The organism is Ruegeria sp. YTSA226 (genome assembly GCF_059609905.1).
This window is the reverse complement of record NZ_JBXWMQ010000011.1, coordinates 12,471-25,186: the sequence shown is the minus strand read 5'-3', so window position 1 is coordinate 25,186 and position 12,716 is coordinate 12,471. Positions and strand designations below refer to the sequence as shown.

The 12,716-nt window shown below is 58.2% G+C and carries 9 protein-coding genes; 2 read left to right on the top strand and 7 right to left on the bottom strand.

Annotated elements, in window-relative coordinates:
• Nucleotides 1–46 precede the first annotated feature (46 nt).
• The gene (ilvD, locus tag AC2FFF_RS13960) at nucleotides 47–1,879 is read left to right on the top strand and encodes a dihydroxy-acid dehydratase (RefSeq protein WP_271950937.1); all 1,833 of its coding nucleotides are present in this window, start codon (nucleotides 47–49) and stop codon (nucleotides 1,877–1,879) included.
• 184 nt (nucleotides 1,880–2,063) lie between these two features.
• On the opposite strand, the gene AC2FFF_RS13955 is transcribed toward ilvD, so the two are convergent.
• Nucleotides 2,064–2,882 carry a sulfotransferase family protein gene (locus AC2FFF_RS13955; protein WP_142638414.1) on the bottom strand — a complete coding sequence of 273 codons (819 nt, stop codon included), beginning with the start codon at nucleotides 2,880–2,882 and terminating at the stop codon, nucleotides 2,064–2,066.
• Nucleotides 2,883–3,024: 142 nt separating this feature from the next.
• Between AC2FFF_RS13955 and AC2FFF_RS13950 the strand changes: the two genes are divergently transcribed.
• The gene (locus AC2FFF_RS13950; RefSeq protein ID WP_281973851.1) at nucleotides 3,025–4,602 is read left to right on the top strand and encodes a DUF5928 domain-containing protein; all 1,578 of its coding nucleotides are present in this window, start codon (nucleotides 3,025–3,027) and stop codon (nucleotides 4,600–4,602) included.
• Nucleotides 4,603–4,640: 38 nt separating this feature from the next.
• On the opposite strand, the gene amaB is transcribed toward AC2FFF_RS13950, so the two are convergent.
• The 6 genes from amaB to AC2FFF_RS13920 all read right to left on the bottom strand — a co-directional run bounded on the left by amaB (nucleotide 4,641) and on the right by AC2FFF_RS13920 (nucleotide 12,702).
• The gene (amaB, locus tag AC2FFF_RS13945; RefSeq protein WP_281973852.1) at nucleotides 4,641–6,137 is read right to left on the bottom strand and encodes an L-piperidine-6-carboxylate dehydrogenase; all 1,497 of its coding nucleotides are present in this window, start codon (nucleotides 6,135–6,137) and stop codon (nucleotides 4,641–4,643) included.
• An 18-nt stretch (nucleotides 6,138–6,155) separates the two neighbouring features.
• Complete coding sequence (locus AC2FFF_RS13940) at nucleotides 6,156–7,262, bottom strand: saccharopine dehydrogenase family protein (RefSeq protein ID WP_281973853.1); 1,107 nt, start codon at nucleotides 7,260–7,262, stop codon at nucleotides 6,156–6,158.
• A gap of 139 nt (nucleotides 7,263–7,401) precedes the next feature.
• On the bottom strand, nucleotides 7,402–9,111 hold the full coding sequence (locus tag AC2FFF_RS13935; RefSeq protein WP_271950949.1) for an ABC transporter ATP-binding protein: 1,710 nt from the start codon (nucleotides 9,109–9,111) through the stop codon (nucleotides 7,402–7,404).
• A 4-nt stretch (nucleotides 9,112–9,115) separates the two neighbouring features.
• Nucleotides 9,116–10,066, bottom strand: coding sequence for an ABC transporter permease (locus tag AC2FFF_RS13930; protein WP_271950952.1), 951 nt, complete (start codon nucleotides 10,064–10,066; stop codon nucleotides 9,116–9,118).
• Entirely contained in the window at nucleotides 10,063–11,040 is a 978-nt protein-coding gene (locus AC2FFF_RS13925; protein ID WP_142638424.1) for an ABC transporter permease, read from the bottom strand. The genes AC2FFF_RS13930 and AC2FFF_RS13925 overlap by 4 nt, the downstream gene beginning before the upstream one ends.
• 96 nt (nucleotides 11,041–11,136) lie before the next feature.
• On the bottom strand, nucleotides 11,137–12,702 hold the full coding sequence (locus tag AC2FFF_RS13920) for an ABC transporter substrate-binding protein (RefSeq protein ID WP_281973854.1): 1,566 nt from the start codon (nucleotides 12,700–12,702) through the stop codon (nucleotides 11,137–11,139).
• Between the last annotated feature and the right edge of the window lie 14 nt (nucleotides 12,703–12,716).

Below are 12,716 nucleotides of genomic sequence, written 5' to 3'. Positions count from 1 at the left end.
CACAAACCCCAAGACATGCAACCCGAGGCAAAAGGGAAACAGCATCATGCCATTGTACCGATCCAGAACCTCAACCCATGGCCGCAACATGGCCGGTGCCCGCGGCCTGTGGCGCGCGACTGGCATGGGCGACGACGATTTCGGCAAGCCGATCATCGCCATCGTCAACTCGTTCACCCAGTTCGTGCCGGGCCACGTGCACCTGAAGGATCTGGGCCAGATGGTCGCCCGCGAGGTCGAAGCCGCAGGCGGTGTCGCCAAAGAATTCAACACCATCGCGGTGGATGACGGTATCGCCATGGGACATGACGGGATGCTGTATTCGCTGCCCTCACGTGAGGTAATCGCGGATTCAGTTGAATATATGGTCAACGCCCATTGCGCCGATGCGATGGTGTGTATCTCGAACTGCGACAAGATCACGCCCGGCATGCTGATGGCCGCGATGCGCCTGAACATCCCCGCCATTTTCGTCTCGGGTGGGCCAATGGAGGCGGGCAAGATCGACATCGCCGATCTGGACGCCAAAAAGATCGACCTCGTGGACGCTATGGTGGCCGCCGCTGACGACAAGTTCACCGATGAGCAGGTTCAGCATATCGAGGAAAACGCCTGCCCGACTTGCGGGTCGTGCTCGGGCATGTTCACCGCCAACTCGATGAACTGTCTGGCCGAGGCGCTGGGTCTGGCGCTGCCGGGCAACGGCTCGACTCTGGCCACACATGCGGACCGCAAAGAGCTGTTCCTTGAAGCCGGTCGCCGGATCGTCGAGATCACCAAACGGCACTATGATCTGGACGAGAAAGGCTTCCTCCCGCGCGAAATCGCCACGTTCGAGGCGTTCGAAAACGCAATGAGCCTGGATATCGCCATGGGCGGATCGACCAACACGGTGCTGCATCTGCTGGCCATCGCGCATGAGGGCGAGGTGGATTTCACCATGACCGACATGGACCGTCTCAGCCGTCAGGTGCCCTGCCTGTGTAAGGTCGCACCCAATACCGAGAATGTGCATATGGAAGACGTCCACCGCGCCGGCGGCATCTTTTCGATCCTGGGTGAGCTCAGCCGCGCAGGCCTGCTGCACGAGGATTGCAGCACGGTCCATTCCGGCACGATGGGTGAGGCGATTGCCAATTGGGACATCAAGGTGGCCAACAACCCCAAGGCGCAAGACTTGTTCAAGGCCGCGCCGGGCGGTGTGCGCACCACGCAGGCGTTCAGCCAGTCGAACCGCTACAAAGAGCTGGACACGGACCGCGAAGGCGGTGTGATCCGGTCGAAAGAGCACGCCTTCAGCCAGGATGGCGGTCTGGCGGTTCTGTTCGGCAATATTGCCCGCGACGGCTGTATCGTGAAAACAGCCGGTGTCGATCCGGCCAGCCTGACCTTCACCGGGTCGGCCTATGTCTGCGAAAGCCAGGATCAGGCGGTGAATGACATTCTGACTAGCAAGGTCAAAGAGGGCGACGTGGTGGTCATCCGCTATGAAGGCCCGCGCGGCGGTCCGGGGATGCAGGAAATGCTGTACCCGACGTCTTACCTGAAATCCAAAGGTCTGGGAAAAGCCTGTGCTTTGCTGACGGATGGACGGTTCTCGGGTGGTACCTCCGGCCTGTCGATCGGCCATGTCTCACCCGAGGCGGCCGAAGGTGGCGAGATCGGACTGGTGCGCCAGGGTGACCGGATTGAGATCGACATCCCCAACCGCTCGATCCATCTGGCAGTCTCAGATGAAGTGCTTGCCGAACGACGCCAGGAGCAGGATGCAAAAGGCTGGATACCGGCAGCGCCCCGCAAGCGCAAAGTCTCAACCGCGCTCAAAGCATATGCCAAACTGACAACCAGCGCGGCAAAAGGGGCCGTGCGGGAGGTCTAAGACATAAGGGCCGGACACCAAATCAAGTGATCCGGCCCAATCAATTCCCAAAGCGCTCCCGCGCCTTCTGGCGCTATCCGCTTTGGTCTTGGGCCTGGGGCGGCGCATAGCGCGGCGCCAGACCCAACCAGAGGAGATGTTTCGCAAGATACATTGCCGATGGGCGGGGAAGGTGATTTCCAGCTCAATCCCCAAGCTTGGCGTGGACTTCATCCAGATCAATCTCGGCGATCGGCATCTTGTTGGCCGGATCTTCAAAATCATATTTGAATAGATCGAAATCCTGTTTGTAGATCTCGTAGACAAGATGCATCGACAGGTCGTCGAAATAGTCCTCGACAGGATGCTTTCGTTTGGGTCCGTGGCCTTCGGATTCGTTGAACCGCGGGATTTCGGACAGGGCCACCTTGTGTGGCGTGTCCAAGTTGCTCAGAACACCTTGCATCCCATCGTTGAACTTCTCGGTCCAGAAGATGCGATCATATCGTCCGCCATTTGCAATAAACGTCGACACATGGCCAGACATGGCGGACCAGTGGATATCCGGGTCCATGGGCCTGCGCCACCTGATCGTGTCACGAGCAAATAACAGGAATCTGCGGAAACTGGCGACCTGGTCGAAATCACCCTGACCGTCCTCTCCGCCAACCTCGATGCCGTAATTGTAGATCAGCGTCGGCACCAGATTGCCGCGATACCGTTTGCCGTTGCGCTGAATTCCACAGATCTTGTCAAAGAACGAACTGAGAATTCGCGTGTACGGGTTCCGCACGCAGGTGAAAGAAAAGGAGTTATGATTTCGGACATTTGTCGAAATCGGCTCCTGGCTGGGACCGAACGCCCACTTATGCATCCCGTCCTTGGCATCGTGGATATCGCCGTCAAAAAAACGGCCATGATCCGAAAAATACATGATTTGCCCGATGGTTGAGCATGCACATTTCGGGACAACACGGTAAACCATGCTCTCGCTCTCGGTCATCCATGTACCGGGAAAACCCATTTGCTGCGCCTCCTCAACAGGTCGTAACTCACTATTCGCGCCTGCTTTTGTATCTACAGAACCAAAAATAATCTGTTTATTCAATCGCTCATCCTCAGTATCACAGAGGGAACCGGGCAGAAACGGATAACAAAGAACTGAAATGGCAAAAATTGCCTACATTTTGTTGTGCCACAAGGACCCTGACGCAATCATTGCGCAGGCCGAGCAGCTAACCGCCGCTGGCGATTGCATGGCCATACATTTTGACGCCCGCGCAAGTCGCGAGGCCTATGCACGCATTCAGGGCGCTCTTCAGGCCAATTCGAATGTCACTTTTGCAACCAAACGCATCAAATGCGGTTGGGGCGAGTGGTCTTTGGTACAGGCCACATTGAACGCTGTGCAAGCCGCCCTTGAGGCCTTTCCCCGCGCGACGCATTTCTACATGCTGTCAGGGGATTGCATGGCGATCAAAACAGCGGAATACGCCCATCAGTTCCTGAACGACAACGACAGGGATTTTGTCGAAAGCCACGACTTTTTTGCCAGTAATTGGATCAAGACCGGCATGAAAGAAGACCGGCTGATCTATCGCCATTTTTTCAATGAACGCACCCAGAGCAGACGATTCTATACATCCTATGACGTACAGAAAAAACTTGGTCTGACCCGCGAGGTTCCGGCTGACATCCAGGTCATGATCGGCAGTCAGTGGTGGTGTCTGCGCCGTCATACTGTTGAAATGATCTTTGAATTCCTGGCCCAGCGCCCGGATGTAATCCGCTTTTTCTCGACCACCTGGATACCGGATGAGACCTTCTTTCAAACGCTTGTCCGCCACCTTGTTCCCCGTGAAGAGATCGACAACCGAACGCTCACATTCCTGATGTTCTCGGACTACGGAATGCCCGTGACATTCTATAACGACCATTACGACATGCTGCTAGGGCAGGATTTTCTGTTCGCCCGCAAAATCAGCCCCGAGGCACATGAGCTGAAAGACCGGTTGGGCCAGCTCTATTCTGCGGATGGGGTGGATTTTCACATCTCGGATGAAGGTCGCAATCTCCATAGTTTCTTAACCGCAAGAGGGCGCGTCGGACGCCGCCACAAGCAAAGGTTCTGGGAGGCCGGAAATACGCTGGGACCGGACCGCGATGTTTTCCTGATCGTGTGCAAGAAATGGCATGTGGCCAAGCGCCTGGTCGATCAGATTAAGTCCGAAACCGATATCCCTTGTGTCGAGTATCTGTTCAACGAACAGGATACGGCTCTGCCCGATCTGGGTGGCATCGAAACGACCTTGCTCAAACGGTCCCGCCACCGGCGTGCTCTTGTGCGGATGCTGTTTGACAGTTTCGAAACCGACCGGCTGGTTCTATGCATCGATCCCTCAGATATCGAAATCATTCAGGACTTCTGTGCAGATCAGGTCAAAACCCATGTGCTTGAAGTCGAGTGTGAATATTCCGACGATTACCTGATCGGCCACGCCCGCCGTGTGGGGTTGGCCGGTCAGGACAGCCCGACCGAAACCGTGGCACGGCTTGTCCCAACTTTGCACAACGCGATGGAATACGAATCCGAGTTGATCCGGGGCACCGCGCAGGATCGACATGCACGCCTGCGGGAAACCAGCGACCGGACAGAAAACGAAGACGCCATTGTCCGGTTTCTGAATGTTTCACAGGAACAGGCGCAGGCCATCATGCGATTGGATTATTTGTTTGCAGATTGATGAGCCGGCGGCACCATCAGGTACCGCCGACAGCACGATCAGATGTCGAACTTGACGCCTTGCGCCAGCGGCAGCTCGGCTGAGTAGTTCACGGTGTTGGTCTGACGGCGCATATAGGCCTTCCACGCATCCGAGCCGCTTTCACGCCCGCCACCGGTTTCCTTCTCGCCACCAAATGCGCCACCGATCTCGGCCCCCGATGGCCCGATATTGACATTGGCAATGCCACAATCCGATCCCGCTGCGGTCAGGAATTGCTCGGCCTCGCGCATGTTCAGAGTGAATACGCAAGACGACAGACCTTGCGGTACGTCATTTTGCAATTCGATGGCTTCGTCGAACGCGTCGTACCCCATGACATAGAGGATCGGCGCAAAGGTTTCGGTCTTTACGGTTGCTGTCTGGCCAGGCATCTCGACAATCGCGGGCTGCATATAGACACCGGCGGGGACGTTTTCGGTCACGCGGTCGCCACCAAAGACTGCGCCGCCTTCGGCCTTTGCAGCGTCCAGCGCAGCGGTCATGGCCGCGCCCGAGGCTTCGTCCACCAGCGGACCGATCAAAGTGCCATCGATCAGCGGATTGCCGATGGGCAGACCGGCATAGGCTTTTTTCAACCGGCTCACCAACTCCTCGCGGATCGAGTTGTGAACGATCAGACGGCGCAGCGTGGTGCAGCGTTGACCGGCTGTGCCGACAGCAGAAAAGACAATCGCACGCACCGCCATTTCCAGATCGGCCGAAGGGCCCACGATCATCGCGTTATTGCCGCCAAGCTCGAGAATACAATTCCCGAACCGCTGCGCCACGATGGGGGCTACGGCACGGCCCATCCGTGTGGACCCGGTCGCCGAAATGACCGGCACGTCCTCGCTGGCCACCAGCGCCTCGCCCAGCGCGGCACCTCCGATCAGGGTCTGCAGCAGGTGGTCGGGAGCATCGCCAAATCGGGCCAGTGCACGTTCAAAGATCTTCTGGCAGGCCATCGCGGTCAAAGGCGTCTTTTCAGACGGCTTCCAGATCACCGGATCACCGCAGACCAGCGCCAGCGCGGCATTCCACGACCAGACCGCCACCGGGAAGTTGAAGGCTGAGATCACGCCCACCGGTCCTGCCGGGTGCCACGTTTCCATCATCCGGTGGCCCGGGCGCTCAGATGCGATGGTCAAACCATAAAGCTGGCGCGACAGGCCGACGGCGAAATCGCAGATGTCGATCATCTCCTGCACTTCACCCAGACCTTCCGAGGTGATCTTGCCTGCTTCCCAGCTGACCAGCGCACCCAGATCGTCCTTGGCGGCGCGCAATTCCTCGCCCAGCAGGCGGATCAGTTCGCCCCGGCGCGGGGCCGGAACCGTGCGCCACGCCTTGAATGCCGTCTTGGCATTGGCAAACACCGTGCCCATCCCTGACGCAGGCGTTTCATGCACCTCGGCCAGAATGCCGCCATCAATGGGCGAGCGTACAGCCAGCGTGCCGCCCATCAGCTCAGCGGCTGTCAGGTCCAGATTTGCAAGGGTTGTTTGGGCTGTCATAGCGATGTCTTTCATATCTCAGGCCGCCTTGTTCTGTTTGGTTATGTCCCCGGTGCGGTAAAGCTGACCGAATTCGGTGTTCAGGAAATCAGACAGGTTCACCTGCTCTTGCCGCACGAACCCTTTGCCGGGCAAAGCACCCGTTCGCATCAGATCAACCACACCCAGAACACCGGCAGCAGTGGTGATCTGAATGGCGCTCCAGACCTGACCATTGAGGGTACGGGCATAAGATTTGTTGATCAGGGATTTCTCGCGCAGAGCCCCATCGATCATGCCTTTTGCGGTGCAAAAAACCAGAACCACATCCTGATCGGTCCGCGGCAGCGCGGTCTCGAAGATTTCCTTCATCAGGTCGCGACGACGTTCCAATCCAAGATCATTCAGCAGCAAACGCAGAATATCACGGTGTCCCGGGTAGCGGATCGATCGGTACGACACGTCCCGCGCCTTTCCGTCCAGGGTTTCTGGCAAAGTGCCCAACCCGCCCGAGGTATTGAAGCATTCATATTCCACCCCGTCATGACCCAAACGCTCGTAATCCTCGAGCGGAGCGGTCTTGACCCGTTCGCCATTCACGATGGCATCGCACGGATTGCAATATTCGTTGATCAGCCCATCGGTGGACCAGGTCAGATTGTACTTCAATGCGTTGGTGGGATAGAGCGGCAGCGCCCCGACCCGCATATGCAGGCTGTCCAGCGTATCGAACTCGGCAGCCAAGGCCGCGCCGGCGATGCCGACAAAACCCGGTGCCAACCCGCATTGCGGCATAAACGCCGTCTCGCTGTCGGCGGCCAACTCGCGCACTGCGTTGGTGGCGGCAACATCTTCGGTCAGGTCAAAATAATGCGCGCCGGCCGATTTGGCGGCTTTGGCAATCCGTGGGGTCAGGAAAAACGGAGCCGCCGAGATAACCGCATCGAAACCGTTCAGACCCTCAGCCAGCTGCGTTTCATCGCTGACATCAATCTGGCGGGTCGAAACTCCCTGCCGATTCAGCACGGACAACGCCGCCAGATCGCGGTCGGCAACCGTGACAGAATAGTTGGATGAAGATTGCAGCAAAGTCGCGATCATCTGACCGATCTTGCCTGCTCCGATGACACAGATATTCCAGCTCAAAACGCGCCTCCTCTTTCGTTTCAGAAAGTATGAAGGCACAGTTGTTCAATCTGCAGAGGCAATCTTGACGAAAACGTCAAAACTATCGCCATATTGACGGACCTTCCGTCATACCGCCAATACTGGAATCGTCACTGCCTCAGGATTCGGCGTCCAACCCCTCGGTCGACAGGTCATCAAGCCTGGGCATCAGGCGCAACAATTCGCGGGCATAATCCGTCTGGGGGTTGGCGAATAAGTTATTGGTTTCCTGCAACTCGACAATTTGGCCCTGTTTCATCACTGCCACTCGGTCGCACATCTGACGTACCACCGGCAGGTCATGACTGATGAACAGCAGGGTCAGGCCCAGATGTTCCTGCAGGTCCTTCAAGATGTTCAGAATCTGCGCCTGAATGGACACGTCCAGCGCGCTGGTTGGCTCGTCACAAATCAGGAATCGCGGTTGCGTGGCCAGCGCACGTGCAATCGAGATACGTTGCCGCTGTCCGCCCGAGAATTCATGCGGGTATTTCTGCCCGGCCTCATGGCCGAGTCCCACCTGATCCAACAACTCATCGACGCGGCGTTTGATATCTGCACCTTCCATCAACCTGTGATGGCGGATCGGCTCGGCCACGATCTCATCCACCCGCATACGGGGATTGAGCGAGGAATACGGGTCCTGAAAGATCATCTGGATGTTCTTGCGATAGGCATCCAGCGCGGTCCGATTGGTCAGATCGCTCACCACCTGCCCGTCGAATGTAATCGTGCCGCCATCCACAGGGTACAACCCTGCAATCATCCGTGCGACAGTCGACTTGCCCGAGCCGGATTCACCCACAACGCCAAACACCTCACCTGCGCGGATGTCGAAACTTACCTCGTCAACGGCGGTGAAATAGGTGCGGTCCCAGGGCAGCAGGCCTTTGCGCTGCAGGAACTTCTTGGTCAGGTTGCGGATCTCGAACACCGGTTTGCTGGTGTCATTATCCACCTTGGGCCAGTGGCGGGCCATGTCTTCGATGGCAAAGCGTGTCTCGCGCCCACCATAGCTGATCTGGGGAAAGCGATGCAGTTTCAGGGTCGGGCGCGGCACGGCAGCGATCAGCGATTTGGTGTATTCATGGGTGGGCTGCCCCATCACCTGCGCGGTCGGGCCGGTTTCGACAACCTTGCCCGCATACATCACCGTCACTTTGTCCGTCGTGTCCGCGATCACACCCATGTCATGGGTGATCAGGATGACGCCCACTTGACGTTCCCGCGCCAGTTCTTTGATCAGGTCCAGAATCTGCGCCTGAACCGAGACGTCCAGCGCCGTGGTCGGCTCATCCGCGATGATCACATCCGGTTCGGTACACAAGGCAAGCGCGATGACCACACGCTGCCGCATCCCGCCCGAGAACTGGTGCGGATACTGGTCCAGCCGCGTGTCCGGATCAGGAATGCCAACCCGGTCAATCAGATCGCGCGCGCGTTGGTTCGCCTCGGCATCCGTGCCGCCCAGATGGGCCTGAATGGTCTCGGTCAGTTGTTCGCGCACGGTGAATAACGGGTTCAGCGAGGTCAGCGGGTCCTGAAAGATCATCGAGATCTTTTTGCCGCGCAACCCCCGCATCGCCTCGGCATCCAGACCACTGATCTGGTCACCGCTCAGCTGGATCGTGCCGCTGGCAATACGGCCGGGGCGATCCAACAATCCCATGATGGCCGCGCCAATGGTGGATTTACCGGCCCCGGATTCGCCAACCAAGCCGTGGATTTCTCCGGGTTCAACCGACAGGTCCACATGGTCCACGGCTGTGAACAATTTGCGGCGGGTGGGGAATTCGACCGTAAGGTCATTGATCGTCAGAAGGCTCATGAAATCACCGCAGCTTGGGGTTCAGCGCATCGCGCAGCCAGTCGCCCAGCAGGTTCACAGACAGGGCCAGCGCCAACAGGGTGCAGGCCGGGAAGAACAATATCCACCACTCACCCGAGAACAGGAAGCCCTGCCCGATGCGGATCAGCGTGCCCAATGACGGCTGGGTTGGTGGTGCCCCTACGCCGAGGAAGCTCAGCGTGGCTTCGGCAATGATCGCCAGCGCCAGTGAGATCGTGGCGATGACCAGAACCGGGCTGAGTACATTGGGCAGGATGTGGCGGAACATGATCGGGAAAGAACCGCGCCCGATCAGGCGGGCGGCCTGCACATATTCCTTGTTCTTTTCCACCAACGCAGCACCGCGGACGACCCGGGCAAACTGCACCCAGTCGGACAGGGCAATGGCGATGATCAGTACATAGATCGCCATCTCGTCACGATATTCGGGTGGGGTCACGCCTTTGGCGATGCCAAAGATCAGCATAGCGACCAGAATGGCCGGAAAGGTCAGCTGCACATCTGCGACCCGCATGATCAGCGTCTCGACCCAGCCGCCGAAATAGGCCGCGACCAGCCCCAGAACAACTCCGATGATTAGCGCCAGCAGCACCGCCGCAGCGCCGACAAACAGGGATATGCGCATCCCATAGAGGATGGTCGAGAACACATCCCGCCCCTGATCGTCGGTGCCCAGCAGGAACGTGTCCTGCGTAAAGGCATTCGGTGTGCCCGGCGGTGTAAATCCGTTCATCAGGTTCAGCGTTGCCGGATCAAACGGGTTATGCGGCGCAATCAGCGGGGCCAGTATTGCCGCCAGCACCAGCAGAACCACAACAAATGAGGCAACCATCGCCACGGGTGAATGACGGAAGGACCATGCGAAATCGCTGTCCCAGAACTGGGCCAGTCGTGATTTGGGCACTTGTCTCGAGGTTTCAGAAGTATCGGTCATGTGGCCCTCGCGTCGACACGCAGGCGCGGGTCAATGGCATAGTACAAAAGATCGACGATCAGATTGATCGACACGAACATGACCGAGATCAGCATCAGATAGGCGGCCATGACAGGGATATCGACAAACTGGATCGCATTTATGAACAGCAGGCCCACACCGGGCCACTGAAACACCGTCTCGGTGATGATGGCAAAGGCGATGATCGAGCCCAGCTGCAACCCGGTGATGGTGATCACCGGCACCAGCGTATTTTTCAGCGCATGGCGAAAATTGATCACCCGGTCCGACAGCCCACGCGCACGTGCAAAACGGACATAGTCGGCACGCAGGACCTCAAGCATTTCCGACCGCACCAGCCGCATGATCAGCGTCATCTGATACAGGCCCAGCGTGATCGCCGGGAGGATCAGCGCCTTGAGCCCCGAGGTCGTCAGGAACCCCGTGGACCAGCCGCCAATCATAACGGTCTCGCCCCTCCCAAAGCTGGGTAAAAGATCCAACTCGACCGAGAATATATAGATCAGCAATATCCCGATCAGGAAGGTCGGCAAGGAAACCCCAATCAGCGACACGGTCATGATGATATTCGCCGCCACCCCCTGTCGTCGGATCGCTGTGAAAACACCCAGCGCGATGCCAAGGGTGATGGCCAGAAAGCCCGACACAAAGGCCAGCTCCAATGTCGCGGGGGCGCGTTCGGCTATGATGGTCGAAACCGGTCGGCCTTGCCGGTAGGACACGCCAAAATTGCCCTGCACCGCGCCTTGCAGGAACTTGAAATATTGCACCGGAAACGGCTGATCCAGACCAAGATCGGACCGCAGCCGGTCGATATCGGCCTGCGTACGTTCCTGCCCCAGCATGTTGTCGATCGGATCACCGACAAAGCGGAACATCGAAAAGGCAACCAGACCCACGATCAGCAGCACGATCACGGATTGGAACATCCTTTGGACAATATAAGCGAACATTCGTTTTCCTCGTTGATCGGGCTGTCTATGCAGGCCCGGGCGGGGTGGTCAAGATACCGCTAACGCAAGCTAGCGTTTTCTGGCCCCGCCCCGGTTTCAGTTCACCGTTACCCAGCGCAGCAGAAAGAAGTTGTCCGGGCGCTGTGTCAGTTCGACATTGCTGCGTGTGCCCCAGACCAGGGGCTGCACATACATCGGCACATAGACCTGTTCGTCCTGAATGATCTGCGTGACCTCATCCAGCATCGCCTGCCGTTTGCCCGCATCCAACTCGGACTGGATCATCGGCAGCAGCTCATCCACCCGCGCGTTCGAAAATCCGCCGAAATTCCAGCTGCCCAGCTTTTTCTCTTCGTTTGGAGTGGCCACAAGGAAGCGCACGGGGTGTTCGGCATCAAATGTACCGGGGCTCCATCCCAGCAGGTACATATCGTATTTGCCTTCCCGGAGTTCCGGCCAGTAGTTACGGACCGGCATGGCATCCAGTTCCGCAGTGATCCCGATCTGGGCCAGCATGCTGACAACCGCCTGGCAAACGGCCTCATCATTCAGATAGCGGTCATTGGGGCATTTCAGCCCGAACGAAAACCCATCTGCATATCCGGCCTCGGTCAGCAGGGCCCTGGCGGCATCGACATCAAAGGCGGGACGGTCTGCATTCGCCTCGGAATAACCACTCATCGCCGGGCTGACCAGTTGCGAGGCCGCTTCGGCATTCCCCCGCATGATAGTCGCAAGAATGGCATCCACATTGACCGCCTGTGCCACTGCCTTGCGGACGCGCGGGTCACGGAACGGGTTCGGTTTGCCCGCATCGTCGGTGTATTTAAGCACCTCGGCCTGATGATCGAACCCCAACATGATGACCCGTGCCTCGATCCCCTGAATGACGTCGACATCCCCGTTTTCCTTCAGGCGCGCCACGTCCTGAATCGGCACCGGGTTGATCATGTCCACATCGCCTGACAACAAGGCTGCAACCGCTGTCGCCGGGTTTTGGATCGGAGTGAACTCAGCACTTGTGATGTTGTGGTCGGCCTGATCCCACCAGCCGTCAAAGGGCTCAAGAACCGTGCGCAGGCCGGGCTCTCGTGCCGCAAGTTTGAAGGCGCCTGTGCCGTTGGCGTTCAGGGTGGCGTAATTCCCGACCTCTTTGTCGGGCACCGCTGCGTCATTGGCCTCGGCCCAGCCCTGATCCATGATCATCCAGTTGGCGATTGAGGATGGGAATAACGGGTTCGGCGCAGTCGTCATGAAATCGACCGTATAGTCGTCGACCAAGATCACCTCGCTGATGGGCGCGAACCAGCTGCGGGTATCCGCTGCCTCGCCCGAGGCGCGCTGATAGCTGAACAGAACGTCCTGCGCATCAAAGCTGCTACCGTCATGGAAGGTCACGCCCTCACGCAGGTTAAAGCGCCAACCTTCGCCGTCGCCAATCGTCTCCCAGCTGACGGCCAGCGTGGGTTGAACGCTCATGTCCTTGTCACGGCGTACAAGGCCTTCGTAGACATTGTTCAGAAACCCCAGAACAGGGGCCGAGTTGACCGCGTGCGGGTCCATCGTCTGCGGGTCCGTGGTCGAGGCCCATTTGAATTCGGCAGCCTGAACGCTGGTGGTGGCCAGCAAGGCCAAAGCAATGGCACTGTTCCTGAGGGTCATGGCGAAATCTCCCT

Bases quoted from the DNA above. Each gene is read 5' to 3' on its own strand.
- AC2FFF_RS13950 (WP_281973851.1), top strand. From the start codon at position 3,025: ATGGCAAAAATTGCCTACATTTTGTTGTGCCACAAGGACCCTGACGCA.
- AC2FFF_RS13930 (WP_271950952.1), bottom strand. From the start codon at position 10,066: ATGACCGATACTTCTGAAACCTCGAGACAAGTGCCCAAATCACGACTG.
- AC2FFF_RS13925 (WP_142638424.1), bottom strand. From the start codon at position 11,040: ATGTTCGCTTATATTGTCCAAAGGATGTTCCAATCCGTGATCGTGCTG.
- AC2FFF_RS13920 (WP_281973854.1), bottom strand. From the start codon at position 12,702: ATGACCCTCAGGAACAGTGCCATTGCTTTGGCCTTGCTGGCCACCACC.
- amaB (WP_281973852.1), bottom strand. From the start codon at position 6,137: ATGACAGCCCAAACAACCCTTGCAAATCTGGACCTGACAGCCGCTGAG.
- ilvD (WP_271950937.1), top strand. From the start codon at position 47: ATGCCATTGTACCGATCCAGAACCTCAACCCATGGCCGCAACATGGCC.
- AC2FFF_RS13935 (WP_271950949.1), bottom strand. From the start codon at position 9,111: ATGAGCCTTCTGACGATCAATGACCTTACGGTCGAATTCCCCACCCGC.
- AC2FFF_RS13955 (WP_142638414.1), bottom strand. From the start codon at position 2,882: ATGGGTTTTCCCGGTACATGGATGACCGAGAGCGAGAGCATGGTTTAC.